The 24,668-nt window shown below is 60.2% G+C and carries 30 protein-coding genes; 17 read left to right on the top strand and 13 right to left on the bottom strand.

Going from position 1 to position 24,668, the window contains the following annotated elements:
* Positions 1–43 precede the first annotated feature (43 nt).
* Genes RGCCGE502_RS15210 through RGCCGE502_RS15195 form a run of 4 tightly spaced genes read right to left on the bottom strand, consistent with a single transcriptional unit; the run spans position 44 to position 3,718 of the window.
* Positions 44–1,192: an ABC transporter permease gene (locus RGCCGE502_RS15210; protein WP_016555057.1), complete on the bottom strand. Its 1,149-nt coding sequence runs from the start codon at positions 1,190–1,192 to the stop codon at positions 44–46.
* Positions 1,189–2,139: an ABC transporter ATP-binding protein gene (locus RGCCGE502_RS15205; RefSeq protein WP_016555056.1), complete on the bottom strand. Its 951-nt coding sequence runs from the start codon at positions 2,137–2,139 to the stop codon at positions 1,189–1,191. The genes RGCCGE502_RS15210 and RGCCGE502_RS15205 overlap by 4 nt, the downstream gene beginning before the upstream one ends.
* Complete coding sequence (locus RGCCGE502_RS15200; protein ID WP_016555055.1) at positions 2,136–3,101, bottom strand: HlyD family secretion protein; 966 nt, start codon at positions 3,099–3,101, stop codon at positions 2,136–2,138. The genes RGCCGE502_RS15205 and RGCCGE502_RS15200 overlap by 4 nt, the downstream gene beginning before the upstream one ends.
* Positions 3,098–3,718, bottom strand: a complete 621-nt coding sequence (locus RGCCGE502_RS15195; RefSeq protein ID WP_016555054.1) for a TetR/AcrR family transcriptional regulator — start codon at positions 3,716–3,718, stop codon at positions 3,098–3,100. Before RGCCGE502_RS15195 ends, RGCCGE502_RS15200 begins: the two co-directional genes overlap by 4 nt.
* Positions 3,719–4,156: 438 nt before the next feature.
* On the opposite strand from RGCCGE502_RS15195, the gene RGCCGE502_RS15190 reads away from it, so the two are divergent.
* Together RGCCGE502_RS15190 and RGCCGE502_RS15185 are read left to right on the top strand one after the other, a co-directional pair.
* A complete protein-coding gene (locus tag RGCCGE502_RS15190; protein ID WP_019279992.1) occupies positions 4,157–4,822 on the top strand; it encodes a hypothetical protein in 666 nt (221 codons plus the stop codon).
* 221 nt (positions 4,823–5,043) lie between these two features.
* Positions 5,044–5,802, top strand: coding sequence for an adenylate/guanylate cyclase domain-containing protein (locus RGCCGE502_RS15185; RefSeq protein WP_016555052.1), 759 nt, complete (start codon positions 5,044–5,046; stop codon positions 5,800–5,802).
* Between the two features lie 150 nt (positions 5,803–5,952).
* Here RGCCGE502_RS15185 and RGCCGE502_RS15180 read toward each other — a convergent pair whose 3' ends face one another.
* Positions 5,953–6,213, bottom strand: a complete 261-nt coding sequence (locus RGCCGE502_RS15180) for a YMGG-like glycine zipper-containing protein (RefSeq protein ID WP_016555051.1) — start codon at positions 6,211–6,213, stop codon at positions 5,953–5,955.
* Positions 6,214–6,399: 186 nt separating this feature from the next.
* On the opposite strand from RGCCGE502_RS15180, the gene RGCCGE502_RS15175 reads away from it, so the two are divergent.
* Positions 6,400–6,714 carry a DUF2934 domain-containing protein gene (locus RGCCGE502_RS15175; protein WP_016555050.1) on the top strand — a complete coding sequence of 105 codons (315 nt, stop codon included), beginning with the start codon at positions 6,400–6,402 and terminating at the stop codon, positions 6,712–6,714.
* A gap of 139 nt (positions 6,715–6,853) precedes the next feature.
* Here RGCCGE502_RS15175 and RGCCGE502_RS15170 read toward each other — a convergent pair whose 3' ends face one another.
* The 4 genes from RGCCGE502_RS15170 to RGCCGE502_RS37275 form a co-directional block, all read right to left on the bottom strand.
* Positions 6,854–7,111, bottom strand: coding sequence for a DUF982 domain-containing protein (locus RGCCGE502_RS15170; RefSeq protein ID WP_016555049.1), 258 nt, complete (start codon positions 7,109–7,111; stop codon positions 6,854–6,856).
* A 141-nt stretch (positions 7,112–7,252) separates the two neighbouring features.
* Positions 7,253–7,447, bottom strand: coding sequence for a hypothetical protein (locus tag RGCCGE502_RS15165; protein ID WP_040674674.1), 195 nt, complete (start codon positions 7,445–7,447; stop codon positions 7,253–7,255).
* Between the two features lie 60 nt (positions 7,448–7,507).
* On the bottom strand, positions 7,508–7,744 hold the full coding sequence (rpsU, locus tag RGCCGE502_RS15160) for a 30S ribosomal protein S21 (RefSeq protein ID WP_016555047.1): 237 nt from the start codon (positions 7,742–7,744) through the stop codon (positions 7,508–7,510).
* A gap of 35 nt (positions 7,745–7,779) precedes the next feature.
* Positions 7,780–7,929, bottom strand: a complete 150-nt coding sequence (locus RGCCGE502_RS37275) for a hypothetical protein (RefSeq protein WP_176705698.1) — start codon at positions 7,927–7,929, stop codon at positions 7,780–7,782.
* A 617-nt stretch (positions 7,930–8,546) separates the two neighbouring features.
* Here RGCCGE502_RS37275 and RGCCGE502_RS15155 point away from each other — a divergent pair.
* Positions 8,547–9,632 (top strand): DUF3095 family protein, encoded by a 1,086-nt coding sequence (locus RGCCGE502_RS15155; protein ID WP_016555046.1) that lies wholly within the window; start codon positions 8,547–8,549, stop codon positions 9,630–9,632.
* Between the two features lie 124 nt (positions 9,633–9,756).
* Here RGCCGE502_RS15155 and RGCCGE502_RS15150 read toward each other — a convergent pair whose 3' ends face one another.
* Positions 9,757–10,263, bottom strand: coding sequence for a MarR family winged helix-turn-helix transcriptional regulator (locus RGCCGE502_RS15150; protein ID WP_040674669.1), 507 nt, complete (start codon positions 10,261–10,263; stop codon positions 9,757–9,759).
* A gap of 139 nt (positions 10,264–10,402) precedes the next feature.
* Here RGCCGE502_RS15150 and RGCCGE502_RS15145 point away from each other — a divergent pair, with 139 nt between their 5' ends.
* From RGCCGE502_RS15145 to msrB, 3 genes are all read left to right on the top strand, one after another.
* Positions 10,403–10,798: an organic hydroperoxide resistance protein gene (locus tag RGCCGE502_RS15145; protein ID WP_016555044.1), complete on the top strand. Its 396-nt coding sequence runs from the start codon at positions 10,403–10,405 to the stop codon at positions 10,796–10,798.
* A 71-nt stretch (positions 10,799–10,869) separates the two neighbouring features.
* A complete protein-coding gene (locus RGCCGE502_RS15140; protein ID WP_016555043.1) occupies positions 10,870–12,156 on the top strand; it encodes an epoxide hydrolase family protein in 1,287 nt (428 codons plus the stop codon).
* 79 nt (positions 12,157–12,235) lie between these two features.
* Positions 12,236–12,718, top strand: a complete 483-nt coding sequence (gene msrB, locus RGCCGE502_RS15135) for a peptide-methionine (R)-S-oxide reductase MsrB (RefSeq protein WP_016555041.1) — start codon at positions 12,236–12,238, stop codon at positions 12,716–12,718.
* Positions 12,719–12,750: 32 nt separating this feature from the next.
* Here the strand turns inward: msrB and RGCCGE502_RS15130 are convergent, their stop codons facing one another.
* On the bottom strand, positions 12,751–13,701 hold the full coding sequence (locus RGCCGE502_RS15130) for a LysR family transcriptional regulator (RefSeq protein ID WP_016555040.1): 951 nt from the start codon (positions 13,699–13,701) through the stop codon (positions 12,751–12,753).
* A 95-nt stretch (positions 13,702–13,796) separates the two neighbouring features.
* Between RGCCGE502_RS15130 and RGCCGE502_RS15125 the strand changes: the two genes are divergently transcribed.
* The 10 genes from RGCCGE502_RS15125 to RGCCGE502_RS15080 all read left to right on the top strand — a co-directional run bounded on the left by RGCCGE502_RS15125 (position 13,797) and on the right by RGCCGE502_RS15080 (position 23,634).
* A complete protein-coding gene (locus RGCCGE502_RS15125; protein WP_016555039.1) occupies positions 13,797–14,672 on the top strand; it encodes a dioxygenase family protein in 876 nt (291 codons plus the stop codon).
* Positions 14,669–15,724, top strand: coding sequence for a maleylacetate reductase (locus RGCCGE502_RS15120; protein WP_016555038.1), 1,056 nt, complete (start codon positions 14,669–14,671; stop codon positions 15,722–15,724). The genes RGCCGE502_RS15125 and RGCCGE502_RS15120 overlap by 4 nt, the downstream gene beginning before the upstream one ends.
* Before the next feature lie 38 nt (positions 15,725–15,762).
* Positions 15,763–17,046 carry an ABC transporter substrate-binding protein gene (locus tag RGCCGE502_RS15115; protein WP_016555037.1) on the top strand — a complete coding sequence of 428 codons (1,284 nt, stop codon included), beginning with the start codon at positions 15,763–15,765 and terminating at the stop codon, positions 17,044–17,046.
* A 62-nt stretch (positions 17,047–17,108) separates the two neighbouring features.
* Positions 17,109–17,828 (top strand): ABC transporter ATP-binding protein, encoded by a 720-nt coding sequence (locus RGCCGE502_RS15110; protein WP_016555036.1) that lies wholly within the window; start codon positions 17,109–17,111, stop codon positions 17,826–17,828.
* The gene (locus RGCCGE502_RS15105) at positions 17,828–18,547 is read left to right on the top strand and encodes an ABC transporter ATP-binding protein (RefSeq protein ID WP_016555035.1); all 720 of its coding nucleotides are present in this window, start codon (positions 17,828–17,830) and stop codon (positions 18,545–18,547) included. Before RGCCGE502_RS15110 ends, RGCCGE502_RS15105 begins: the two co-directional genes overlap by 1 nt.
* Complete coding sequence (locus tag RGCCGE502_RS15100) at positions 18,534–19,397, top strand: branched-chain amino acid ABC transporter permease (protein WP_016555034.1); 864 nt, start codon at positions 18,534–18,536, stop codon at positions 19,395–19,397. The genes RGCCGE502_RS15105 and RGCCGE502_RS15100 overlap by 14 nt, the downstream gene beginning before the upstream one ends.
* 5 nt (positions 19,398–19,402) lie before the next feature.
* Positions 19,403–20,491: a branched-chain amino acid ABC transporter permease gene (locus tag RGCCGE502_RS15095; protein WP_016555033.1), complete on the top strand. Its 1,089-nt coding sequence runs from the start codon at positions 19,403–19,405 to the stop codon at positions 20,489–20,491.
* Positions 20,484–22,238, top strand: coding sequence for an FAD-dependent oxidoreductase (locus tag RGCCGE502_RS15090; protein WP_016555032.1), 1,755 nt, complete (start codon positions 20,484–20,486; stop codon positions 22,236–22,238). Before RGCCGE502_RS15095 ends, RGCCGE502_RS15090 begins: the two co-directional genes overlap by 8 nt.
* Before the next feature lie 7 nt (positions 22,239–22,245).
* Positions 22,246–23,130, top strand: a complete 885-nt coding sequence (locus tag RGCCGE502_RS15085) for an intradiol ring-cleavage dioxygenase (protein ID WP_016555031.1) — start codon at positions 22,246–22,248, stop codon at positions 23,128–23,130.
* 174 nt (positions 23,131–23,304) lie between these two features.
* On the top strand, positions 23,305–23,634 hold the full coding sequence (locus RGCCGE502_RS15080; protein WP_016555030.1) for a hypothetical protein: 330 nt from the start codon (positions 23,305–23,307) through the stop codon (positions 23,632–23,634).
* A gap of 109 nt (positions 23,635–23,743) precedes the next feature.
* On the opposite strand, the gene RGCCGE502_RS15075 is transcribed toward RGCCGE502_RS15080, so the two are convergent.
* Entirely contained in the window at positions 23,744–23,977 is a 234-nt protein-coding gene (locus RGCCGE502_RS15075; protein WP_016555029.1) for a tautomerase family protein, read from the bottom strand.
* 36 nt (positions 23,978–24,013) lie between these two features.
* Positions 24,014–24,649 (bottom strand): DsbA family protein, encoded by a 636-nt coding sequence (locus RGCCGE502_RS15070; RefSeq protein ID WP_016555028.1) that lies wholly within the window; start codon positions 24,647–24,649, stop codon positions 24,014–24,016.
* Between the last annotated feature and the right edge of the window lie 19 nt (positions 24,650–24,668).

The raw sequence follows: 24,668 nt of genomic DNA, 5'->3' as shown, positions 1-24,668 counted from the left end.
GGGTGAAGACGACGTACCGCGCAATGAGGACGTCGCTCAACCCCTAATCCAAGGTCCTGCGGAAGCGGCGGACGGCGATCAGCATGGCCACCCCCATCAGGCAGGCGAGGGCGATGCTGTCGTAGGCGAGCGTTTCGATACTGGCGCCCTTCAGCATGATCGCCCTGACGATGCGGATGTAGTGGGTGAGGGGCAGGGCCTCACCGATCCATTGCGCCCATTTCGGCATCCCGGCGAACGGGAACATGAAGCCTGACAAGAGAATATTCGGCAGGAAGAACATCATCGCCATCTGCATGGCCTGCAGCTGATTGGCTGCGATCGTCGAGAAGGTGTAGCCGATCGACAGATTGGTGATGACGAAAAGCGTGGTTGCGGCTGCCAACGAGACCGGATTGCCGAGAATTGGCACTCCGAAAACGAGTAGGCCGGCCGTGATGATCAGCAACGACTGCACGAGGCCGATCAGCACATAGGGCGTGATCTTGCCCAGCATGATTTCCAGCGGCTTGATCGGCATCGAAAGCAGGTTCTCCATCGTGCCGCGCTCCACTTCGCGGGTAACCGAAAGGGCCGTGAAAATCAGCAATGTCATGGTCAGGATGGTGCCAAGCAGGCCAGGCACGATGTTCAGGGTGGATGAACCGGCTGGATTGTAGCGACGGTGCTGGACGATGGAAAACGCGGGCTTGGTCGGCTCGGTGAACTCGACTTGCCGGTCGTTCACAAGCGCCGATGTCACGATGCCTGAAAGCGCACCCAAAGCGGAGCTTGACGCGACGGGATCGGTCGCATCGGCTGCGACCAGCAGTGAAGGCGTATCACCGCGGCGAAGCGAGCGTTCGAATCCCTCGGGAATCTCCACGACGAAAAGCACCTTGCCTGATTCCAGAAGCGAATCCATGTCTTCGGCGTGAGTCACGACGGAACGGATTTCGAAGAAATCGGTGTTCCCAAGGGCAGCCAAGATCGACCGGCCGACATCGGTGTTTTCGCGCATCAGCACCGCGGTCGGCAGGTTGTGGGGTGTCGTGTTGATGGCAAAGCCGAACAGGAAGAGCTGCATGATCGGCAAGGCAACCATCGTTGCCAGCGTGATGCGGTCGCGGGTCATCTGGATGAACTCCTTGATGGTCATCGCCCAGAAGCGCCCGAATGAGATGCCGTTGCCGTTCGCCGTTGTGGTTGTCATTGGAAATTGTCCTCCGAGCGGCGCATCAGATCGATGAAGGCATCTTCCAGCGTCGCTTCGCCCTTCTGCCACTTGAGATCGGGCCGTTCCCGATAGGGCGCGATCGCCTTTTCGAGCGCCTGGGGATCACGGCCGGCAACATGCAAGCTGGTCCCGAACGGGGCGATCATGTCTACGCCTGGCTGGTTCTCGAGCTCGGATTGAAGGCGATGCACGTCCGTTCCCGAAACGGTCCAGGTAACGAGCCCGGTGCCGGCGATCACCTCGTCAACCGTTCCCTGCGCGAGCAATTTGCCATAGGCGATATAGGCGATCTCATGGCAACGTTCTGCCTCGTCCATGTAGTGGGTGGACACCAGGACGGAGAGGCCGTCGGCGGCAAGCGCATGAATCTCGTTCCAGAAGTCACGGCGAGCCTTTGGATCGACGCCTGCCGTAGGCTCGTCGAGGAGGAGCAATGCCGGTTCAGGCAGGATGCAGGCGCCCAGCGCGAGCCGCTGTTTCCAGCCACCGGAGAGCTCCCCAGCAAGTTGCCCTTCGCGGCCCTTCAGGCCCAAACGTTCAATCGCAGCGGTAGCCTTGCCGCGAGCATCCGACAGGCCGTAGACGCGGGCGACGAACTCCAGGTTTTCGCGGATCGACAAGTCCTGATAGAGCGAAAACTTCTGGGTCATGTAGCCGACGCGGCGGCGGATTCGGTCGCTCTCGGTGAGGATGTCGAAGCCAAGGCAAGTGCCGTCACCGCTGTCTGGCGTCAGCAAGCCGCAAAGCATGCGGATCGTCGTCGTCTTGCCGGAACCGTTCGGTCCGAGAAAGCCGTGAATCCGGCCCTTTTTTACCGACATCGATACGTCGTCGACGACCTTTCGGGTGCCGAAAGTCTTTGTGAGATGATGAACGTCGATCACAGTCTCAGGACTGTCTACGGTCGGTGCCGTGTCGCTCATGGGCGGGCTCCCGCAGTGACATCGACCGGCTGGCCGGGGCGCAGTGCCTTCGGATCGGCGGGGATCGCTTCGACGCGGTAGACGAGTTTGGCGCGCTCCTCGAGACTGTAGATGACCGGCGGCGTATATTCGACAGTCTTTGAGATGAAGCTGATCTTCGCATCGGTTGGCTGGCAGGCATTGCAGCCGACGCGGATCGATTGATCCGGCGAGAACAGTGCGATCTCGGTCTCGGGCACGAAGAAGCGAATACGGACGTTCTCGGGCGGCAGGAGCGCGACAATCGGCCGGCCGGCAGGGACAACCTCGCCAGCGCGGTAGTAGATGGTTTCGATACTGCCAACTGCTGGAGCCGAGACGAAACGGCGGGCGAGTGCGGCTTCTGCTGAGGCGAGATCTGCTTTCGCCGCCGCAACGGCCTGCCGCGCCTGGCGCAGCATCTCGACGCGGGCAGGCATGTTGCCAAGCGTGATTTGGCTGCGGACATTATCGAGAGCGGCACGGTTGGCAGCCTCCGTGGCCGTTGCCGTATCGAGACGCGCCTGTGTCGCCGTACCACGTTCGACCAGAACGCGGGTGCGGTCGAGGTCTTGCGACGCAAGCTCCAGCCGTGCGACTGCCTCGCGTTCGCTGGCGCGCAGCATGTCCATTTCTTCCGGGCGCTTCTGGGCGGCCTCGGCGAGTTCGAGTTCGGCTTGCAGCCGGGCAAGCGACGCGCGGGCCGAGCCAACAGCGGCCTCTTCGGTTTGAGAGTCCAGGCTGAACAGCGGTTCGCCGGGACCAATGGCCTGGCCCTCGGCGACATCGAGTTTGACTACCCGGCCGCTCGTGTCGGCGCCAATGAACAGCGTGTCGGCCTCGACCCAGCCCTGGTAGGCGCGCTGAGACTTGTCGGAGAACAGAAGAGGCAGGGTGGCGAGCGCCGCAGCGGCCACGATCGCGACAATAAGTAGCCGTTTCATTTCGCGCCTCCTTCCGGCACGAAGAGTGTGTTGAGGAACGTGTCGAGAAGTTTCTGCGCGTCGAGGTGCTCGTAGCCCTCAAAAAGCGTCGCCCAAACGACCGTCATCAAGGCGGGAGCCATGACCAGTTGCGGGACTTGTGCGACCGCGGGATTGCGCAATTCGCCGCGAGCAGCGGCGCGCCCAAGCACGACCCGCAGGATCGCGAGACCCTTGGTGATGATTTCGCGATAGTAGAACTCGGTTACGACAGGAAACATCGGACCTTCGGCGAGGATCAGCCGCAGCATGTGGCGACGCTCGGTCTCGAGGACTTCGCGCTTGAAGAGGGAATAGAACATCGAGACCACGGTGCGCGCCGGGATCGTCTCGTTCTGGATCATGCCGCCGACCTCGCCGAGGATCGGTGAGGCGATGCCGGACACAAGCTCGATAAACAGCCGCTCCTTGTCGGGGAAATGCAGGTAGACCGTACCCTTGGCGATGCCGGCGCGCGTTGCAACATCCTCCATGCGTGTTGCGGCGAACCCGCGCTCTGCAAAACAAGCAAGGGCAGCCTTCAGGATCTCGGCCCGACGTAGCTCAGGGTCTCGTCTCTCGCGTTTTTTCTCTGGCATTCGTTCGGCTTTCAATATGACTGACTGGACAGTCATTAACATAGTGCTTGGCTATTTGCAACGGTTGTCGGACTGAGCGCATCTGGTGGCGGTCTTGAAACCAGAGGGAACGCGATAGGGAAAGTCCCCGAGACGCCGACTTCAGCGACTGCCGATCGGTTGGCTAGGAGGGGGCGTCGCACGGATAAGACGCAGCTAGGTATTCGCAGCGGAAACGATATCGACTCAATCCAAAGGATGGGTTTGAAGGCGTATGCAGAGAAATAATTAACCTATACGCGAATCTAGCGGAACATTAGGGGGTTTGAATGTTTTATAGGTCGTAGATCGGCAGATAGACATCCACTCTTGGTTGCCTAATCGCCGAGCATGAAGTGCGCGCTTCATTTCTTCTTTGCCGAAGCATTGGGCCTCGGCTGGAGACAATGGAGGATGACAATGCAGTGCTATAAATCGGCCGTTGCCGCGGTGGCGCTTGGCTGCGCGACCATTATCGTTCCGATGCAGGCAGACGCCTTGGATATCGGCGGCAACAATGGAGTCAGTGTCGGCAGTAATAGCAATGGAGGCCTTGGTGTGTCCGTCGGGGGTGCAAGTGGCATCAACGCCAACATCGGCGGCAGATCCAGCGGCGGACTTGGCGTCGATGCTTCGGTGGGCGGGGCCAGTGGCATCAATAGCAATACATCTGTCGGCGGGAGCAGCAGCGGGATCGGTGTCAGTACGACGGCAAGCGTTGGCGGCTCCGGGGGCATCAATGCCGATGTCAATGCGAACGTCGGAGGCTCCAGACTTGCGACCGCGAACGCGACTGTTGGGGCGGGCGGAAATACGCTGCTCGATGCCAGGCTGGGAGTGCCTTCGGTAAATGATCCCAATTCAGGCGGGTCCGGCAGTCCCGGCAGTTCTGTTGGCACGAGTGGAGCGAGCGGTTCAGGCAGCTCAGGCGGCTCCTCGCCGACGAAGCCGGCGTTGATGGCTATCAACGACATGTCGGACATGGATCGGGCGAAAGCAAAGCTCCGTTGCAAGGACGTGCTACGCTCGGGCGGCTATGAGGCGAGCCTCATGAAGCTCTGCAAGATGGTCGTGTCGATGCCTTAGCGGAATGGCACAGGAGGGCGCGAAGGGGCGCCCTCGACCGCCTGAGAACCATTACCTCGATAGACCCGGCGAGCGTTGGCCCGGCGTCACTGCAGAGGCGGCCGTTGCGCTGTCGTGGCAGCAGTTTCCTTCCTAAGCGTCTTCAGTTGCCAAACACGCGCAAATGTCAGAAGTTTGCGCATGCAAGGGAATAGCGGACGTCTGCCGGGGCAGCCTAGACCATGACAATAGCCTCCGATTCCACCGATCCGAGCAACCACCGGGACGCGCAAATCTGCCGTGGGTGCTGGGATCAAATGCGCGTGCCGATCCCGATCCGGGGTGCGCTCGCGCTGCCGTTCCGCATGTTTGGTGTTACCCGCAGCAAAATGAACCCGAACATCTGCACGATTTGCGAGCGCTCGTTTCGCTATGTCAAGAAACAGCGCCATATCGCCGCCACGGTCACCATTCTGTTCGCCGACATCAGAGGGTTCACGGCTCTTTCCGAGCAAATCGAACCGGTCAGATTGAGTGATATCGTCAGCTTGTTTCAGGATCGATGCGCGCAGGCGGTCTGGGCTCATGACGGGATCGTCAACAAGCAGATGGGCGACGGATTGATGGCGATCTTCAATTTTCCCATCTTGAGAAAGGATCACGCGGCTGCCGCTGTCATGGCCGCGAGGGATATACAGCGGCGCTGCAAGACGGCACTCGAAGCTTTGGATGTGGATCACCACGTGGGTGTGGGAGTTGGGATCCACAGCGGCGAGGTTGAAATCGGTGAGTTTTCGAGCTTCCGGAGCGATTTCACGGCGATCGGCGGCGCTGTCAATCTGGCGGCCAGATTGGAATCTCAGGCGGGCGCAGGCGAGATCGTCATGTCGCCGGAAACGGTCGTTCAGGCCGGGCCGCTGGCGTCCGGGGCGCACGTCCGTCCGCTCACCCTGAAGGGCATAGAACTGCCAGTGCAGGCGAGCGTGCTGGTTGGGACTTAATTTGCTCTAGTGGACCTCTAGAGCCCAGCCATCGCGCGGTTATCGCGACCATGGTCAGATTGCTAAACCACGGTCGCGATCTGAGGCGATTAGATTCGAGCGCATGCCGAAGCCGGCACCCTTAGGTATCAATGCTATGCTGCATCATCCTCAGCGCGGGCAGGAGGCGACATATCGACGGCCATAGCGATCCCGATAGTAGCACTGGCCAGGCTGCCCGGCGACGTTGCCGATGACTGCACCAGCGGCGCCACCGATTGCGGCGCCCACTGCGGCACCGCGGACATTTCCGGTCGCCACACCGCCGATGACTGCGCCGGAGGCGGCACCAATTCCTAAGCCCTGCTCGGTCGGGGTGCATCCGGCAAGCGTCACTCCCGCCAGAAGCAGCAAGATCGATAGACGTTTCATGTCGTTTTCCTTCTGATTGAGGTCGCACGCGCATTGGTAGATAGGGGCATTTCGGAAAAGACAATCGCTGCTTTAACCGGCTGCCCACGCCGGCTTCTTTCGATCAATCGATGCCGGGCCTCCATTGCCTAATGGGCTGCTTGCGCCAGTTAAGATCGGGTTGCAACGAAGAGCAGGATCCCTGTGATGAACGAGCGTGAAGAGAAAATCCGTCACCGCGCCTACGAGATCTGGGAGCAGGAAGGCCGCCCCCACGGCCAGGACATGAAGCATTGGCTGCAAGCTTTCAAGGAATTCGGAGAGCAGGTCGATGCCGCGGCCGCTCGCGCTTCGACAAAGTCGACTGCCAAGGCGAAGTCCGCCAAGCCGCGCGCACCGGCGAAATCCGCGAATGAAAAGCAGCCAGGAAAGAAGACGAAGGTGGCTGCCATCGCGATAACCGCGGCTCCGGGGGATAAGCCCCGTCGCGCTCGGTCTCCGAAGTCCGTGACAACGCACTAGATCACACCCGCAGAGTTAGGTGGCTGTAGGCGGATGTATCCGTGCTATATGACGTGCGCCCGTTCGGGCGTGTGCTGGGATTTTCGCGTGATCGGCGGAAGGTGGCCAAATCATCCCAGCCACCTTCGCCAAAAGCAGGCTACGCCAGGACCTTGGCCTCCACTGCGGCTGCAACGAAAGCGTCTCTGGAGGCTTCCAGGTGCGCGAGATAATTCATCGCTTCCACACATCTGCGCTTCGCCGCTTCCAGATGCATGCTGTTTTCGATCGGCCACCTGTGTTCCAGATAGTCAACCGCTTCTGCTGGGCCATGGATATGTTCGGAGGGGCGCGTGCCAATCCGAATAGCCACCGGTGCGGCCCATCTTGGTTCGGTTGCATGGCTGATAGTGTTCATGATGAACCTCCTCCTTGCCAACAAACGATACCGGGGATGTAGGTATTCGTCGCAACCGATCAACACCTGTCGTGTCGGAGTATCTTGTTCCTCATGCCCATACTGGCCGCGGCAAACCGTCGACCAGTCGGCGCGGACCAATCAGTGGACACTCGGCAGCTTGGCTGAGACCGCGTAGTCCTCGGCCACGAGTTCGCTGATTGCGATCAGCACCTCTTCGGCTGTAAAGCCGGAGGCAATTGTCGTTCGGATCAGATCCTGGAGATCCGGTTCGATCACCTCGCGGCAATCTTCCAGCCGTTCATCCGAAACAGTCAGGCTATGCAGTTCTTCCATCATTGGCCCTTTTCGTGTTGGGCTGTCACCGACGACGTCGGCGACAGCATTCGTGACAATTTATCTGGCCGACGGGCGCCGTTTGGGCGAGGCCAGGAGGCCCTCCCGCTGTAATCTCTTCCGGGCCGCTTTGCGCTGTCTGGCGATAGCCTGCGCCCGTTCCCGTACGCGGCGCTCCGATGGCTTCTCGTAGGCTTTGCGTGCCTTCATTTCGCGGAAGAGCCCCTCGCGCTGCATCTTTTTCTTCAATGCGCGCATGGCCTGTTCGACGTTATTATCTCTGACAATGACCTGCATGTTTTTCTCCTTGTTCTTGAGGGTCGGCATGCCTCTCAGCCAAGCTGTTCGGCAATCAACTCCTGCAATTCACGACGCGTGAGCAGGCAGGGGTAAGGTTTCCAGTTCTTGTCCGGGCGGCGAGCAGCGTCATCGCGCTCGCGCGGACAGGCTGCCGGAGCAGCAGGCGTGTTTGGTTTGTTCAATTAAAGTCCTTCGCCGCGTAGGCGGCATTTCGACATGGCGCCCTCAGCTTCCATCACGCGAACGGAGGAAACGCAGCAAAATACGACGCTGTCGCGTCGACCATGTCAGTTAGAATTTTCGGGTGACCGACTTAAGATGGGAACGCGGCACGCGCGTTGCAAGGTTTCCGTTCGACGCACCATTTGGGTGCCGGTCCGCATCGACGGGTTTTGGCGAGGTCACCACAAAACAGACGATGTGAGTTTTGCAGTGACCTCTTGATGACTAGGAAATGTAATCATCCAAGCACATGCTACTCGAAGTGACGGAACATGGAATTTACCAGATACGGTAATCCACATGTACTTTGGGGGCACAGGGGCGGCGAATATGAGCCTTTCGGTGGTATCGGTGGTTTGAACGACGAAAACGCGGCTCGCACCGACCCCATTTCGGATGATGCCTCTATCGCGCTGCCGGCGTCACAACAGTGATTCGCCGATGCATTAAGATCGTATCCGATTAAATCGTATATTGACATTGCCAGTTCCGCCGTCTATTTGCGGCGCATACGAGTTACTGGTGCGCGAATTAAATTCAGCGAAGGGATTTCTCTATGTGGCACGGGAACAGGTTCATGCCGTCGATGGAATCGGACACTACAATCGTGCAAGCCGATGGCCTGACGGTCGACAATCATCCGAACGCGTCCCCGGCCTATGGCGAGTTCACGAAGATGCTCGATCCCTCCGTCTACGAGGCGTTACCCGATGACTGGCTGATCGGCATAACCGATGTGGTCAGTTCGACATCGGCGATCAAGTCGGGGCGGTACGAGGACGTCAACTACGCTGGTGCGTCGGTGATCGCCGCAGTCGGAAATGTCTGGGGCGACTTCGATTTTCCCTTTGTGTTTCGCGGCGACGGAGCTGCGTTCGCGCTACCGCCGCATGGGATCATGACCGCGATTTCGGCAATGCGGCAGGTCGCTAATTTCGCAAGGAGCAGTCTTGACCTTGCCCTTCGCGTTGGTTTGCTGACTGTCGGCGAAATCCGTTCGAACGGGCATGATGTGCGCATCGCACGATATGCCCCCTCTGAAAGCGCAACTTACGCGATGTTTGCCGGCGGTGGTCTCAAATGGGCCGAGCGGCAAATCAAGAGGGGGCGGTACCTGGTGAAGCCGGGCAGCTACACGACGAAGCCTGATCTGACCGGGCTGACCTGTGATTGGAAGCCGTTTCCCAGCCAGCGAGGCGAGATCCTGTCGCTGTTGGTCGAACCATATGAACATACCAGTCCTGAGGCCTTTGCGTCGGTAGCCGGGTGCGTGCTTTCCGTTCTGGAGGCCAGCGCCCAGCACGCACAACCTTTGTCCCGGGATACAGCCGTTCCCAGGGACGGTACTAGGTCTTTGGATATCGAAGGATGGTCGGCGGTTGCTTCAAACTCGGACTTTCGCAAGTACGACGATGGCCTGCGTCTTACGCTCGACTGCACGCCCGAGCAGATCGAGACTGTCGAAGCCATGCTCGCTGCCGCAAAGGCGCGTGGCGAGATTAACTTCGGACTGCACCGCCAATCTCACGCGTTGATGACCTGCTTCGTGCCTTCCGGGCGACCCGAGTCGCACTTGCACTTTCTGGATGGCATGGGCGGCGGGTATGCCAAGGCAGCTGAGATGATGGAGGCAGAGGAGCTTCCCTTGGTGTCATCGCGCTAGGACGAGGGCTCCTGTCGCAACGGGCGTTGGTCCAAAGGCCGGCGCTTTTTTTATAGCGCGAACAGTGCGAACATTTAGACAAAGGGGAGTTGAGCGCCGAAACAGGCGCTCAACTGCATTGAAATCAGCGCTTCGCGGCGTTGTCCTGCGTTGTCTTCAGCAGGTTGTTGCGTAGACGCACGACGGATTTCTGAACGACGGGAAAATCCTCCCCGAGGCCCGTGGCTTCGACGAGTGGTGCGCCGGGATCAGCCGCGACGAGATCGCGTCCAGCCGGCGTCAGGCTCAGTCGTACTTGCCGCTCGTCCGCGGGGTCACGCTTGCGCTGGATATAGCCGAGAGTTTCAAGTTTCTTCAGCATCGGGGTCAGCGTGTTTGACTCCAGGAACAGCTTTTCACCGAGCGCTCCCACGGTCTGGTCGTCCTTCTCGGAAAGCGCCACCATCGCGATGTACTGCGTATAGGTCAGATTCAGCTTATCCAGGATCGGCTTGTAGGCGCGCCCGAAGGCAAGGTTTGCCGAGTACACGGCGAAGCAAAGGAAGTTCGAGAGCTTCTTGTCGTTGCTCTCGGTCTCGCCGGAGGAGGGCATCCCAGTCTCTAGGCTTTTTGCGGTTTTGGACGTGGGCATGAGGATATCCTGTTCGGTTGTTTGTACCATATATAAATCGCATCCGATTAAATCGCAATGCTATTGACATCGACTTTCTGTTTATCTATTTAAATCGCATCCGATTGAAGCGGATACGATAAGAGCGAAGGATTTTACGATGACTGAGAAGCTTCTTTTTTCCGGCAAGACTCACAACAAGGGCGGTCGCGACGGTTTCACCCGCAGCAGCGATGGCGAGTTGAATCTTCAGCTTTCACAGCCGCATCCGGCCGCCGAGCGTCTTTTCGGTGCCGCATGGTCGGCCTGCTTCATTGGCGCGATCGAGCTTGCGGCGTCACAGAGGAAGGTCAAGCTGCCCGTTGATCCTGAGATCGATACGGAAATCGATCTGAACGTCGACGGAGGTTCCTTCTTCCTGCGGGCGCGCCTCAATGTCAGCGTGCCGGGCATCGAGCGCGACGTCGCAGAGGAGCTGATGCATGCAGCCCACGAGATCTGCCCGTATTCGAAGGCAACGCGCGGCAACATCGACGTGTCGCTGACCCTCGTCTGAACGACGTTTACGGCGAGACCATGCCTGGTCATCGCCCACGCTCAATGAACCTGAATACCTAGGAGGACGTCATGTCAGCTCTACTATCACCGGTCACCCGACGGAGCCTGCTCGCTTCTGCGGCGGTTGCGGGTGCAGTCAGTCTCTTGCCGGCTTCGTTCGTTGCAGCGGCCGGCGACGACAATGCAATTCGGCCCTTCCAGTTCAAGGCAACCGATGCGCAGCTTGCAGACCTGCGCCAGCGCATCAACGCCACCCGATGGCCGGAGCAGGAGACCGTCAACGACAGTTCACAGGGTGTCCAGTACGAAACGACGCGAAAACTGGCGGAATACTGGGCAAACGACTACGACTGGCGAAAAGTCGAGGCTAGGCTGAACGCCTTGCCACAGTTCGTTACCACCATCGACGGACTGGATATTCACTTCATCCATGTTCGCTCGAAGCACGAAGACGCTTTGCCCCTCATCGTCACACATGGGTGGCCCGGATCGATCATCGAACAGCTGAAGATCATCGAACCGCTAACCAACCCGACGGCGCATGGCGGCCAGGCCTCGGACGCGTTCCACTTGGTCATTCCGTCGTTGCCCGGTCACGGTTTCTCCGGTAAGCCGACGAAGACGGGGTGGGACCCCATTCGCATTGCCCATGCCTGGATCGAACTGATGGATCGGCTTGGGTACAGGCGCTACGTCGCCCAGGGCGGTGATTGGGGCGATGCGGTTTCGGAACAGATGGCGGTAGTCGCACCGCCGCAATTGCTCGGCATTCACGTGAACATGCCGGCCACCGTTCCCGATGACGTTGCCGCGGCATTGCAGCTCGGCGGCAAACCGCCGGCAGGTCTCTCGGCTGACGAGCAGCACGCTTACGCGCAGCTGGACGATTTCTACAAGCATGGCCTTGGTTACGCGCTCGAAATGGCGAACCGCCCACAGACGCTTTATGGAATCGCGGATTCGCCTGTTGGCCTCGCCGCATGGATGCTCGATCACGATATCCGCAGCTACGAAATGATCGCGCGTGTCTTCGACGGAAAGACGGAAGGCCTGACGCGAGACGATATCCTCGACAATGTCACGCTTTACTGGTTGACGAATACCGCCGTCTCGTCGGCGCGGCTCTATTGGGAAAACAAGCTCGCCTTCTTCGCGGTCAAGAATCTTAAGATACCGGTTGCTGTCAGCGTCTTCCCGGATGAGATCTATACGGCCCCGCGCAGCTGGGTGGAGCGGGCCTATCCCAAGCTTATCCACTTCAACAAGCTCGACAAGGGCGGTCATTTTGCCGCCTGGGAGCAGCCAAAGGCCTTCTCCGAGGAGGTCAGGACCGCCTTCCGGACGTTGCGTTCGTAGTTGCACCTGGGATGGCGCTGCCATCCATCGTAACAGTAAACTGTGTTCCGGAAATCGCCGGAACACCCAGGAGACCAAGATGCGTGATGTCGTCGATTTTGGATTCGATCTCGCTCCTCCCACGCGAGAGCAGATGCGAGAGCTTGTGGCGGAGCTCAGCGAGGAGGACCGCCATTTGCTGCTCGAGCACGGGGAGGAAGCGCCGTTCTGTGGGGTGTTTCTGCATGAGCACCGCGAAGGGCTCTATACGTGCCGCCTTTGCGGCCTTCCCCTGTTCAAGGCCGTCGAGAAATTCGAGAGTGGCACCGGCTGGCCGAGTTTCACCGCCCCTGTCGAAAGCGATCACCTGCGGCGTATTCGCGACACCCGCTACGGCATCGTCAGGACCGAGATCGTTTGCGCGCGGTGCGGTGCGCATCAGGGACACGTGTTCCCGGATGGCCCGCCTCCGACAGGCGAGCGTTTCTGCATCAATTCAGGATCGCTCGAATTCACACCGAAGGGCGAGCCGCTTCCTGACAAGCTTGGCCGCGGCGGTCCAGAAGGCAAACCTGCGCGGTAGTTGATTGCCACCACGGCGGCAGCGGTAAGCCGCTACCGCCCCCAGACCACTGCTTCCTCATGCCGTTTGATGAGGTGGCGCAGGCTTTCGAAGCCTGCGCGGATATGCTGCACGAACTGGTCGACCGCTGGTGACCGTACGGAATCCGCACGCGTCAGGATTGCCAGCGCCCGCTCCGGATGCGGGATCGTCAACGGTAGGGCGGTGATGGATTTTTCCTTGCGCAATGCGAAGACGACGCTATGGGGCATCACAGTGAGCGCGTCCGCCGCCTTGAGATAGTTGAGGACACTCATCAGCGAACCGCCGGAATAGCGGACCTTGATCTCGGTTCCCCCAAAGGAAAGTAGCAGGGCTCTGAGATCGGCGAGGAGGGGGCTCCCGGGCGGCGGAGCGACCCAGGGATAATCGAGAAGCTGGCTTGGTTGCAGGCGGCGCTTGAGCAAGAGGGGATGTGTGACGCGGCAGGCGATCACGTTGCGTCCGGGCAGGATTTGCTGGAACTCCAGGCCGGATCCTTCGTCGAGAATGTCGATCGGGCAGATGGCAAGATCGATCTGGTCGGCCTTCAGTGCGGCACGGAGATCCGGAAAGTAGCCGTAGCTCTGATCGATCCGAACATCAGGCCGGGTGACCTGAAACTCGGCGCAGAGCCCGGCGATCAGCGCATCCATGAAGAAGGGCGTGCCTCCGACGCGCACCACGCCGCTTTTGCCGACGCGGAAGCTTTCCACGAGGTCGGACGCCTTGCGAGACGCCGCCAGCATCACCAGCCCTTGCTCCGACAGTGAGAGGCCAAGGGGCGTCGGCTGCAGCGGCCTGCGGCCTTTGATGAACAATGGTTCGCCGAGACGCATTTCAAGCATCGAAAGCGTGCGCGAGACAGCCGGTTGCGCGAGCCCGAGAAGGGCCGCCCCCTCGGTCACCCCTCCGGTCTTGACCACGGCGGCGAGTTGAATGAGGTGCCGTTCATCTATCTTCATAACGATCTGTTATATTAAAGCTGAATCAAATCATCAATCGGTTGCCGCAGTCCTGCTAACTTATCTTCACCAACGATGCGGTTTGGGAGAGACGCATGCCGCCGGCAGTCGATCCGCGTATTTTCAGTGAGGCGACCTCTTCGGAGGTGTTTGCCGAGCGCATGCCCTCGGGAAAAGGTGGCCAGCTGCCACGTCTCATGGCTGCGATCGTCAAGCACACGCATGAACTGATCAAGGAATTCCGACCCACCCAGGACGAGTGGCGCAACGTCATCGCGTTTCTGACGGAAGTCGGGCATGCCTCCGATGAGCGTCGCCAGGAATGGGTGCTGCTCGCCGATCTGATCGGAGCCTCCGCCCTCGTGGAAGAGATCAATTCGAAACGGCCGAAGGGCGCTACCCCCAACACCATCCGAGGTCCGTTCTTTCGCAGCGATGTGCCGGAGCGCCCGCTGGGGAGCTCGATTTCGCTCGATGGGGTGGGAGAGCCGCTTTGCGTTTCGGCGCGGATCATTGATCTCGATGGCCAGCCCATCCCCGTGGCCGAGCTCATCACCTGGCAGGCCAATGCGCAGGGTCTCTACGAGAACCAGCAGCCGGACCTGCAGCCCGAGCATAACCTGCGCGGCCTCTTCCGCTCCGATGCCAATGGATGCGTCAACTATCGTGCCATCATGCCTAAGGGGTACAGCGTTCCGGACGATGGCCCTGTCGGGCATTTGCTGGCAGCGGCGGGCTATCCCCTGCATCGGCCAGCGCACCTTCATTTTGTCGTGCGTGCGGCAGGGTTCGAGACGATCACCACGCATGTCTACGATCGAAATGATCCGCATCTCCATGAGGATGCGCTGTTTGGCGTCAAGCCTGAGCTCGTCTGCGACTTTCGCCCGGCCAACGGAGATGTGTCGCAGATGAAGCAGGTCGATTTCACCTTCGTGATGGTGCGCGCAAGACCGGAGAAAGCACGATGAGCCTGTCGTTCAACTATGCCGGCAGCCCCGCCCACATCGTCTTCGGTGAAGGCGTGAGCCAGGAGGTGGCAAGCTGGATCGAGAAGATCGGCTGCCGGAAGGCCTTGGTCCTCTCCACACCGCAGCAGAAGGGCGACGCCGAGGCGCTGGCCGCAAAGATCGGGCCACTGGCCGTCGGCGTGTTCAGCGGCGCGGTGATGCATACGCCTGTCGATGTCACCGAAACGGCCATTCGAGTGGTTGAGGAAAGCCGCGCCGACTGCGTCGTGTCGCTCGGCGGCGGCTCGACGACAGGCCTGGGAAAGGCCATCGCCTACCGCACCGACGTGCCGCAGATTGTCATTCCAACGACGTACGCAGGCTCAGAGGTCACGCCGATCCTTGGTCAGACCGAGGGCGGTCGCAAGACGACGGTGAAGGGGGCGAAAATCCTGCCTGAGGTGGTGATCTACGATGCCACGCTGACAACCGGCCTACCGGTCGGTATGTCGATGACCTCGGGTCTGAACGCCATGGCCCATGCTGTCGAAGCGCTCTATGCGCAGGACCGCAATCCGATCTCGACGCTCATGGCCGTCGAAGGCTTGCGTGCCTTCAGGTCAGCACTTCCGAAGATCACGACGGCGCCAAACGATGTCGAGGCACGCGCGGAGGGGCTCTATGGCGCCTGGCTTTGCGGCACGGTCCTCGGCACGGTCGGCATGGCGCTGCACCACAAGATTTGCCACACGCTTGGCGGCACCTTCGACACGCCGCATGCGGAAACGCATGCGATCATGCTGCCGCATACGGCAGCCTTCAACGCCGTTGCAGTGCCGGAGTTTCTTCAGCCTGTCGCGGAGATTTTCGGTGGCTCGGTCGGTGGGGGGCTCTGGGATTTCGCAAAGTCGATCGGCGCGCCGCTGGCTCTCCGTGACCTCGGCCTGACCGAGGCCGATCTCGACAAGGCAAGCCAGATCGCTGTCGAGAATCCTTACTGGAATCCGCGACCGATTGATCGGTCGTCGATCCGCGCGCTGCTGCAGCAGGCCTGGGAGGGCCGCAGGCCGTAGAACTGACGTTACACAAGGGGGAATGGGAGGAGAATGAAATGACAACCAGACGCGATTTCCTGAAACAGACGGCGGCCACCGGCGTACTCGCCGCCACGTCCGGGCTAGCCTTGCCTGCGCTTGCGCAGAAGAGCGCCATCAAGCTCGGCTATGTCAGCCCGCAAACGGGGCCGCTCGCCGCGTTCGGCGAGGCCGACAAGTTCGTCATCGAGAACTTTCTCGCCACGACAAAGAAGATGGGCCTCGACTATCAGGTCGTCGTCAAGGATAGCCAGTCCAATCCCAATCGCGCCGCTGAGGTGACAAAGGAGCTGATCGTCACCGACGAGGTGAACCTGGTGCTGGTTTCTTCGACGCCGGAGACGACCAATCCGGTGTCGACCACCTGTGAAGCGGAAGAAATGCCGTGCATTTCGACGGTAGCACCGTGGCAGCCATGGTTCATTGGCCAGCAGGCCAATCCTGGCGACCCGAATTCCTGGAAACCGTTCAACTTCGCCTATCACTTCTTCTGGGGACTCGAGGATATCATTGCCGTCTTCACCGGCATGTGGGCGCAGGTCGAAACCAACAAGAAGGTCGGTGGACTCTTCCCCAACGATGGCGATGGCAATGCCTGGGGGGACAAGGTCGTCGGCTTCCCGCCGGTACTCGAAAAGCTTGGCTATACGCTGACCGATCCCGGCCGTTTCCAGAACCTTTCGGACGATTTTTCCGCGCAGATCAACGCCTTCAAGCAGGCGAACGCCGAGATCGTCACCGGCGTCGTCATCCCGCCAGACCTCGCAACCTTCTGGAACCAGGCGAAGCAGCAAGGCTTCAAGCCGAAGGTTGCCTCGGTCGGCAAGGCACTGCTTTTCCCGCAAACGGTGGAATCGCTCGGCGATGCCGGCCACAATCTTTCGACCGAAGTGTGGTGGACGCCAAGCCATCCGTTCAAGTCTTCGTTGACGGGTGAGACCGCAGCGCAGGTCGCCGACGCCTTCACCAAGGCGACGGGCCGACCCTGGACGCAGCCGATTGGCTTTGCCCACGCGCTGTTCGAGCTCGCGGTCGATGTCATGAAGCGCGCCGACGAACCCGGCGACGGGGAGGCGGTCGCCAAGGTCATCGGCGAAACGAAGCTCGACACGCTCGTTGGGCCGATCGCCTGGGGCAACGACAAGCTGCCGCCGTTCGCCCAGAAGAACGTTGCGAAGACACCGCTCGTCGGAGGCCAGTGGCGACTGAAGCAGGGTGGCAAGGGTTACGATCTGATCATCGTCGAGAACGCTAGCGCCCCGAACATTCCGACTGGCGGAAAGATGGAGCCGATCGCCTGAGCGCATCGGCGCTTGCGGATCGAGGGAGCCGTGGAGGCGGCTCCCTAATGGGAGAGAGATGGATGCCAATACTGGAACTGGAAGGTGTCTCGAAGAAGTTCGGCGCGCTGACGGTCGCCGAGCAGATTTCCTTTGCCGTGGAAGAAGGTGAGGCGCTTGGAATCATCGGCCCCAACGGCGCCGGAAAGTCGACCCTCTTCAACCTGATCACCGGGAATATTGCGGCAGACAACGGGACAATCCGTTTCATAGGCTCCGACGTAACCAAGACCCCTCCGATGGCACGGTGCTTTGCGGGTATGGGCCGCACGTTCCAGATCCCGCAACCCTTCGATCAGCTGACCGTGTTCGAGAATCTGCTGGTGGCAGGGTCTTTCGGCGCGCGAAAGCGGGAAGGGGAGGTCATGGATCGCTGCGCGGAAATCCTCATCGACACCGGCCTGATCGACAAGGCCAATGCCACGGCTGGAAGCCTGACGCTGCTGCAGCGCAAGCGGCTGGAACTCGCTCGCGCGATGGCAACTGATCCGAAACTCCTGCTGCTCGACGAGATCGCTGGCGGACTGACGGAAGGCGAATGCCGGGCGCTGGTGGCAACCATCCGTGGCCTGCATAACAAAGGCATTGCGGTGATCTGGATCGAGCATGTCCTGCATGCATTGAACGCCGTGGTCGGACGCCTGCTCGTGTTGCATTTCGGCCGGGTGATCGGCATCGGAAAGCCTGACGAGATCATGAATTCGAAGGAAGTGCGCGAAGTCTACCTGGGGATCGAGGTCTGATGGCTCTTCTCGAAACCCACGCTTTGACGGCTTCCTATGGCGATTTCAAGGCGCTGTTCGGCGTCGAAATCGGCCTTGATGAGGGCGAAACGCTGGCAATCATCGGCGCAAACGGGGCCGGCAAGACCACGCTCATGCGCTCGCTTTCCGGCGTCCTGAAGAACGAGCCGGACTCCATCCGTTATCGGGGAGAGGCGATCGGCGCCCTCGCAGCTCCCGACGTTATGGCGCGGGGGATCGCCATGGTACCCGAAGGCCGGCGCCTGTTTCCGTCCCTCACCGTTGAGGAGAACCTGCTGGTCGGGACTTATGGCCGCAAGACCTCGGGGCCCTGGGCACTCGACAGCATCTATGCACTGTTCCCGATCCTCAAGGAGCGACGGCGCAGCCCCGCAACCGCGCTTTCCGGTGGCCAGCAGCAGATGGTGGCGATCGGCAGGGCATTGATGTCCAACCCGGACGTACTTCTCTGCGATGAGATCAGCCTCGGATTGGCGCCCGTCGTTGTGCGCGATATCTACGCCGCCTTTCCACGGATCCGCGAAACCGGCGCGGCGATCATCATCGTCGAACAGGATATCGCCCAGGCACTCAAGGTATCCGATCGGGTCTATTGCATGATGGAGGGCCGTATCACGCTCTCCGGCAAGCCATGCGACCTCGATCGCGAGGCTATTCACAAGGCTTACTTCGGAGCGGATGGTCATGAACTGGCTTGATACGATAGCTCAGGGCATCCTGCTCGGTGGGCTCTATGCGCTTTTTGCGGCGGGGCTCAGCCTCGTCTTCGGCATCATGCGGCTGGTCAATCTGGCGCATGGCGACCTGATTGTCTTCGCGGCCTTTCTGATCCTGCTGCTTGTTTCCCTGCTGGGGCTTCATCCTTTCGTTGCGGTGCTGGTTGCGGCGCCTCTCATGTTCGCGGCCGGTTGGGTGCTTCAGTACCATTTGCTCAACCGCACGCTCGGAAAGGATATTCTGCCGCCGCTGCTAGTGACCTTCGGTCTTTCAATCGTGATCCAGAACGGCTTGTTGGAAGGATTTACGGCTGACAGCCGGCGGATTTCGGCCGGCACGCTCGAGACTGCCTCCGTTTCACTGGGGCCGATCAATGTCGGTGTCATGCCGATGCTCACCTTTGGCTCGGCGGTCCTCACCATCGTTGCGCTGAACCAACTGATCTACCGGACCTCCGTCGGCCGGGCCTTTCGTGCAACGTCCGACGATGTCACCACGGCGGGCCTGATGGGCATCCGGCCACAGCGCATTTTCGCCATGGCGACCGGTCTTGCCATGGTGGTGGTGACGATTGCTGCACTCTTCCTCGGAACGCGTGCCAATTTTGATCCCACATCCGGACCGGCGCGCCTGATCTACGCCTTCGAGGCCGTGATCATCGGTGGCTTGGGTTCGCTCTGGGGGACGCTCGCCGGCGGTATCATCCTTGGTGTCGCACAGACGATCGGTGCTGCCGTCAATCCGGAATGGCAAATCCTCGCCGGGCATCTCGCCTTTCTCCTCGTCCTCCTGTTCAAGCCGCGCGGCCTCTTCCCGCGCGCAGTGGATTGAGCGTCATGGAACAGCTGCTCACACCAAACTTCAAAGTTGAGACCCGCACCGGCGCCTCCGCGGCATTCGCCGTCATTGCGGCGGTCGCCGTGATCCTCGCCGTTCTAGCGCCACTGCTGTTGTCGCGGGGCGCTGTCCAGGATCTGTTCTTCATCCTTACGATGCTCGTGTTGGCACAATGCTGGAATCTGCTTGCCGGATATGCTGGTCTGATTTCGGTTGGCCAGCAGCTCTTCGTCGGATGCGGGGCTTACGCGATGTTTGCGCTGGTCAGCCTGCTCGGGCTCGACCCGGTGGCGGCGGTCATCGTCGCCGGGTTCTTCGCGGCAATCGTTGCAGCACCGACGGCCTTCTTCACCTTTCGCCTCTACGGTCCCTATTTTGCCATTGGCACATGGGTCATCGCCGAGGTCGGGCGTCTGCTCTTTGCGCAATGGAAGGCGCTTGGCGGCGGCACCGGCACCTCGCTCCCCCGTGATGCGACGCGCGACATGATCGGCATCGATTTGTTGAAATCCTTGTTCCGCATGAAGTCGGCGGAGGCCGGCGATGCGCTGACCTATTGGCTTGCGCTGGTGCTCGCGTTGCTGACGATCGGAGCCATCTACTGGCTGCTGCGCTCACGGCATGGACTGGGCCTTGCCGCAGTTCGCGACAACGAACAAGCGGCCCGAGCCGTTGGCGTCGATGCCCGTCGGATGAAGACGATGGTTTACCTGACCGCGGCCTTTCTGACCGGTTGCTGTGGTGCGCTGATCTATGTCCAGAAGCAGCGCATCTCCCCGGACGCCGCCTTCTCGGTGATCGACTGGACCGCCTACGTGATCTTTATCGTGGTCATCGGCGGTATCGGCACCGTCGAAGGCCCGATCGTCGGCGTCATCGTCTTTTTCCTGCTGCAAAACCTGCTTGCCGGCTACGGCTCCTGGTATCTCCTGATCCTCGGCCTGGTTGCGATCGTCACGATGCTGTTCGCCCCCCGCGGGTTGTGGGGACTGTTCTCCGATCGAACCGGCATCCAGCTGTTTCCGGTTCGCCGCATCCTCAAAGGCGGACCTCTCGAACACAAGAAGATAGGAGGGCCAAATGGCTGATATCACAACGGACGTACTCATCATCGGAACGGGCCCGGCGGGCTCGGCAACCGCGGCGCTGCTGTCGACCTACGGCGTCGAGAACATGGTGATCAATCGCTATCGCTGGCTTGCCACTACGCCGCGCGCCCACATCACCAATCAGCGTACGATGGAGGTCCTGCGCGATCTCGGTCGGGATGTCGAGGATGAAGCCTACATGTTTGCCGCAGAGCAGGACCTGATGGGCGAGAACGTCTTCTGCACCTCGTTGACCGGTGAGGAAATCGGCCGCATGAAGAGCTGGGGTAAGCATCCGCTGTCTCGCGCCGAACATCAGCTCTCTTCACCGAGCCTGATGAACGACCTGCCGCAAACCTTCATGGAGCCGCTGCTCTTCAAGACCGCCTGCTCGCGCGGCACGCAGGCGCGCATGTCGTGCGAATATATCAGCCATGAGCAGCATCCCGATGGTGTCACGACCACCTGTCTTGATCGGCTGACCGGCAAGGAATTTACCGTCCGATCCAAGTTCCTGGTTGGCGCCGATGGCGGCAATTCGAAGGTGGCGGAACATGCGGGCCTTGCCTTCGAAGGCAAGATGGGTGTCGGCGGCTCAATGAACATACTGTTCGAGGCTGATCTGTCGCGCCATGTCGCGCACCGCCCCTCCGTGCTCTATTGGGTGCTGCAGCCTGGTGCCGATGTCGGTGGCATCGGCATGGGTCTCGTGCGCATGGTGCGGCCGTGGAACGAATGGCTGATTGTCTGGGGTTACGACATCAACCAGCCGGCGCCTGAGGTGACCGAGGATTTCGCCATCAAGGTCGTGCGCGAACTCGTTGGGGATCAGGAGCTTCAGCCAAAGATCAAGTCGGTCTCGACCTGGACCGTAAACAACATGTACGCGACGACGATGTCGAACGGACGCGTCTTCTGCATGGGCGACGCGACGCATCGCCATCCTCCGTCGAACGGACTGGGCTCCAACACGTCAATCCAGGATGCCTTCAACATCGCATGGAAGCTGTCGATGGTCCTAAAGGGACAGGCCGGGTCGGGACTGCTTGATAGCTACAATGTCGAACGTGCGCCTGTCGCCAAGCAGATCGTAACGCGGGCGAACAAGTCGATCGAAGAGTTCGGCCCAATCTTCAAGGCGCTTGGCCTGTTGGACTCGGTCGATCCCGTCAAGATGCAAGAGAATATGGATGCGCGCTGCCAGGACACGCCAGACGCGGAAAAGCAGCGAAAGGCGATCCGCGATGCGATTGCCTACAAGGTCTATGAATTCGATGCGCATGGCGTCGAGATGAACCAGCGCTACAAGTCGGCCGGCATTGTAGCGGACGGCCGACCCGAACCCGCCTTTGCGAAGGATCCGGAGCTGCACTATCAGCCAACAACATGGCCCGGCGCTCGATTGCCGCACGCTTGGCTGTTCAATCAAAGCGGCGAGAAAGCTTCGACCCTCGATCTGACCGGCCACGGCACCTTCACCATCCTGACCGGCATTGGCGGTGACCGCTGGGTTGCGGCCGCTAAGGCGCTCGCGAAGGAGTTCAACATCCGGATCACCACGCACGTCATCGGACCGCGCCAGCAATGGCAGGACCTCGTTGGCGATTGGGCCAACGCGCGAGAGGTGCGGGATTCCGGCGCCATTCTGGTACGTCCCGACCACCACGTCGCCTGGCGCGCGGACGACATGGTTTCCAATCCGGAAGCCGAATTGCGCCGCGTCCTGAAATCCATTCTTGATAAGTGAGAGCAACATGGAAGCGCATGAAAAGGGCTTCTTCACGGAAGAAGATTCGGTGGCGGTCGTAACCGGCCGCAACAAGAACGCCAAGGACGAACGCCTCAAACAGGTGATGGAGGTCATCACCCGAAAGCTCCACGAAGCAGTGAAGGAGATCGAGCCGACGCAGGACGAGTGGATGCAAGCCATTCTCTTCCTCACGCGCACGGGTCAGATGTGCAACGAGTGGCGGCAGGAGTTTATCCTGCTTTCCGACACGCTCGGGGTGTCGATGCTGGTCGATGCGATCAACAATCGCAAGCCTTCCGGAGCTTCGGAGAGCACGGTGCTTGGCCCATTTCACGTTGCCGACGCGCCGGAACTTCCAATGGGCGCGAACATCTGTCTCGACCAGAAGGGCGAGGACATGGTGATCGAGGGACGGATTCTCGACACCGACGGGCGGCCGATCGCCAACGCGGTCCTTGATGTTTGGCAGGCCAACGATGAGGGCTTCTATGATGTCCAGCAAAAGGGTATTCAGCCGGACTTCAATCTGCGCGGCGTGTTCCGGACAGGGCCGGACGGGCACTATTGGTTCCGGGCGGTGAAGCCAAAATACTATCCGATCCCCTACGATGGTCCGGTGGGGCAGATGCTGAAGGCGCTGGGGCGCCACCCCAATCGACCCGCGCATCTGCACTACATCATCAAGGTCGACGGCTTCGAAACACTGATCACGCACATCTTCGATCCCGATGATCCATACATCGACTCGGATGCGGTGTTTGGCGTTAAGGAAAGCCTGCTCGCCGAATTTCGCCGGACAAGCGATGCCGAACGCTCGAAACAGTATCAGTTTGCCGGCGACTTCTGGGAGGTGAAGCACGACTTCGTGCTTGCTCGGGCGAAGCGATGAGGTGACCAGCCAGACGACAGTGCGGCGACGTTAACCGATCATCAACGCTGCCGCACGAGTCCGGTAACTTTTGTCTGTAAAGGGCGTGTGGGTTGCCCGGACGCGATTGCGCTGCGCCACAGTCCGTCTATCTTGGCGCGGAGCGTTCCAGCGCAGCGCAACCGGGTAGGGATCATGAAAGCCGCGTTCCGTGCAACCTTGTTGACTTTCGCAGCTTTGCTACCGGTTGTGGCGGGTGCCGCGGACGGCTGGAATCCCGATGGCAGGGGTACGAGCACTTGGCACGTGGAGCCATCGGAGGGCACCTGTAACGTCAGTCAAGCGACGAACAGGGCCCGACGCGCCGGTATCTACCGCACGGATCTCGTCTATCGCGACGAGAATGTTCTGACGCTGCGAGGGCTAACAGGGTGGGGTGATCGCCGCGAGATCACTTTCGCCAATGTGCGCGGGTGCCCTGAGATCGGATTTCAAGATCTTCAGCAGAGTCAGCCGGCGCGTTGACTGAGAGGGCCCACCGGTGCGGGCAAACGTCAAGCTGGAAGATTTTTCCGTGGTCGAAGGAGGAGACCAAACGAACCCGCCGCCGATATCCGACAGCGGGTCTCGCTTTTCAAGGCTTTGCAGCTCGCTGTTTTCGATACTGCACGGTCGGCAGTCCGCCCCAGCCCCAATTGTCGAGATCGACTTCCTCGATGACAACATAGGTCGATTCAAGAGGCTTGTTGAGGACGTCGAGCAGTACCTGGCTGACGCCCTTGATGATCGCGGCCTTTTCCTCGGCGGTGACCGAAGTTCGGTCGGGCGTCGTTCCTTCGCGAGTCACTTGTACGGTAACGATGGGCATTGCAGTCTCCTTTCTCAGATTTGAACTTGAGGGTCGCTATGCTGCGAGCAGGGCGCCAATCTCCTGCTCCAATGTTTCGACATGGGCATATCCGTTGCCGACCCGGCGCAGTTTGCCTTGGTCAGAAAGAAACAAAGTCGGAAAGCTCGATACTCCCATAGATCGTGCCCTGACGAAATCGGAAGCAGCAGCATCGATCGTGCTCTTGGCTTGCCACACCGCGAGGAACTCATCCTGTGTGGTGGGATGGCCGGCAGCGCTCAGAGCCTCGGCACCGACCTGCGCGAGGACAGCACCATCGGTCGTATCGAGGGCATCGACATAGAATGCTTGCTGGATGGCGCGGAAGACCGTCAATAGATCGGCTTCCGGCTTAAGAATGCGCGCCGCCACGACCGCCCGGCAAACGGGCTCGGTGTCATAGACGAAGCCCTGACGGGCCATCAATCCGTCCCGATTGAACGGCAGGCCGCTCGCCTGTTCTACCCTTGCCCAGTGTTCCAAGCGAAAACGCTTGCCGGCATCATCAAGCACGTCGGTCGCGCCGGCGCGCAAGCCTCCGACGACGATCTCAAGCGACATCTCGGGATGACGTTCCTGCAGGGCCGTCATTTCTTTTCCAAAGCCGTAGCACCATGAACACATCGGGTCGGCAACCAGTACCAGTTTCATTTTCCACCTTCTTGAGCCT

Origin of the sequence: Rhizobium grahamii CCGE 502, assembly GCF_000298315.2 — a bacterium.
GTDB lineage: Bacteria > Pseudomonadota > Alphaproteobacteria > Rhizobiales > Rhizobiaceae > Rhizobium > Rhizobium grahamii.
This window is presented reverse-complemented; position numbering and strand designations above follow the sequence as displayed.

Coding starts and splice junctions, on each gene's coding strand:
- RGCCGE502_RS15095 (WP_016555033.1), top strand. CDS start 19,403: ATGGAACAGCTGCTCACACCAAACTTCAAAGTTGAGACCCGCACCGGC.
- RGCCGE502_RS15190 (WP_019279992.1), top strand. CDS start 4,157: ATGCAGTGCTATAAATCGGCCGTTGCCGCGGTGGCGCTTGGCTGCGCG.
- RGCCGE502_RS15100 (WP_016555034.1), top strand. CDS start 18,534: ATGAACTGGCTTGATACGATAGCTCAGGGCATCCTGCTCGGTGGGCTC.
- msrB (WP_016555041.1), top strand. CDS start 12,236: ATGCGTGATGTCGTCGATTTTGGATTCGATCTCGCTCCTCCCACGCGA.
- RGCCGE502_RS15210 (WP_016555057.1), bottom strand. CDS start 1,192: ATGACAACCACAACGGCGAACGGCAACGGCATCTCATTCGGGCGCTTC.
- RGCCGE502_RS15140 (WP_016555043.1), top strand. CDS start 10,870: ATGTCAGCTCTACTATCACCGGTCACCCGACGGAGCCTGCTCGCTTCT.
- RGCCGE502_RS15085 (WP_016555031.1), top strand. CDS start 22,246: ATGGAAGCGCATGAAAAGGGCTTCTTCACGGAAGAAGATTCGGTGGCG.
- RGCCGE502_RS15175 (WP_016555050.1), top strand. CDS start 6,400: ATGAACGAGCGTGAAGAGAAAATCCGTCACCGCGCCTACGAGATCTGG.
- RGCCGE502_RS15125 (WP_016555039.1), top strand. CDS start 13,797: ATGCCGCCGGCAGTCGATCCGCGTATTTTCAGTGAGGCGACCTCTTCG.
- RGCCGE502_RS15130 (WP_016555040.1), bottom strand. CDS start 13,701: ATGAAGATAGATGAACGGCACCTCATTCAACTCGCCGCCGTGGTCAAG.
- RGCCGE502_RS15120 (WP_016555038.1), top strand. CDS start 14,669: ATGAGCCTGTCGTTCAACTATGCCGGCAGCCCCGCCCACATCGTCTTC.
- rpsU (WP_016555047.1), bottom strand. CDS start 7,744: ATGCAGGTCATTGTCAGAGATAATAACGTCGAACAGGCCATGCGCGCA.
- RGCCGE502_RS15070 (WP_016555028.1), bottom strand. CDS start 24,649: ATGAAACTGGTACTGGTTGCCGACCCGATGTGTTCATGGTGCTACGGC.
- RGCCGE502_RS15115 (WP_016555037.1), top strand. CDS start 15,763: ATGACAACCAGACGCGATTTCCTGAAACAGACGGCGGCCACCGGCGTA.
- RGCCGE502_RS15155 (WP_016555046.1), top strand. CDS start 8,547: ATGCCGTCGATGGAATCGGACACTACAATCGTGCAAGCCGATGGCCTG.
- RGCCGE502_RS15105 (WP_016555035.1), top strand. CDS start 17,828: ATGGCTCTTCTCGAAACCCACGCTTTGACGGCTTCCTATGGCGATTTC.
- RGCCGE502_RS15150 (WP_040674669.1), bottom strand. CDS start 10,263: ATGCCCACGTCCAAAACCGCAAAAAGCCTAGAGACTGGGATGCCCTCC.
- RGCCGE502_RS15180 (WP_016555051.1), bottom strand. CDS start 6,213: ATGAAACGTCTATCGATCTTGCTGCTTCTGGCGGGAGTGACGCTTGCC.
- RGCCGE502_RS15185 (WP_016555052.1), top strand. CDS start 5,044: ATGACAATAGCCTCCGATTCCACCGATCCGAGCAACCACCGGGACGCG.
- RGCCGE502_RS15080 (WP_016555030.1), top strand. CDS start 23,305: ATGAAAGCCGCGTTCCGTGCAACCTTGTTGACTTTCGCAGCTTTGCTA.
- RGCCGE502_RS15170 (WP_016555049.1), bottom strand. CDS start 7,111: ATGAACACTATCAGCCATGCAACCGAACCAAGATGGGCCGCACCGGTG.
- RGCCGE502_RS15075 (WP_016555029.1), bottom strand. CDS start 23,977: ATGCCCATCGTTACCGTACAAGTGACTCGCGAAGGAACGACGCCCGAC.
- RGCCGE502_RS15200 (WP_016555055.1), bottom strand. CDS start 3,101: ATGAAACGGCTACTTATTGTCGCGATCGTGGCCGCTGCGGCGCTCGCC.
- RGCCGE502_RS15205 (WP_016555056.1), bottom strand. CDS start 2,139: ATGAGCGACACGGCACCGACCGTAGACAGTCCTGAGACTGTGATCGAC.
- RGCCGE502_RS15145 (WP_016555044.1), top strand. CDS start 10,403: ATGACTGAGAAGCTTCTTTTTTCCGGCAAGACTCACAACAAGGGCGGT.
- RGCCGE502_RS15165 (WP_040674674.1), bottom strand. CDS start 7,447: ATGGAAGAACTGCATAGCCTGACTGTTTCGGATGAACGGCTGGAAGAT.
- RGCCGE502_RS15110 (WP_016555036.1), top strand. CDS start 17,109: ATGCCAATACTGGAACTGGAAGGTGTCTCGAAGAAGTTCGGCGCGCTG.
- RGCCGE502_RS15090 (WP_016555032.1), top strand. CDS start 20,484: ATGGCTGATATCACAACGGACGTACTCATCATCGGAACGGGCCCGGCG.
- RGCCGE502_RS15195 (WP_016555054.1), bottom strand. CDS start 3,718: ATGCCAGAGAAAAAACGCGAGAGACGAGACCCTGAGCTACGTCGGGCC.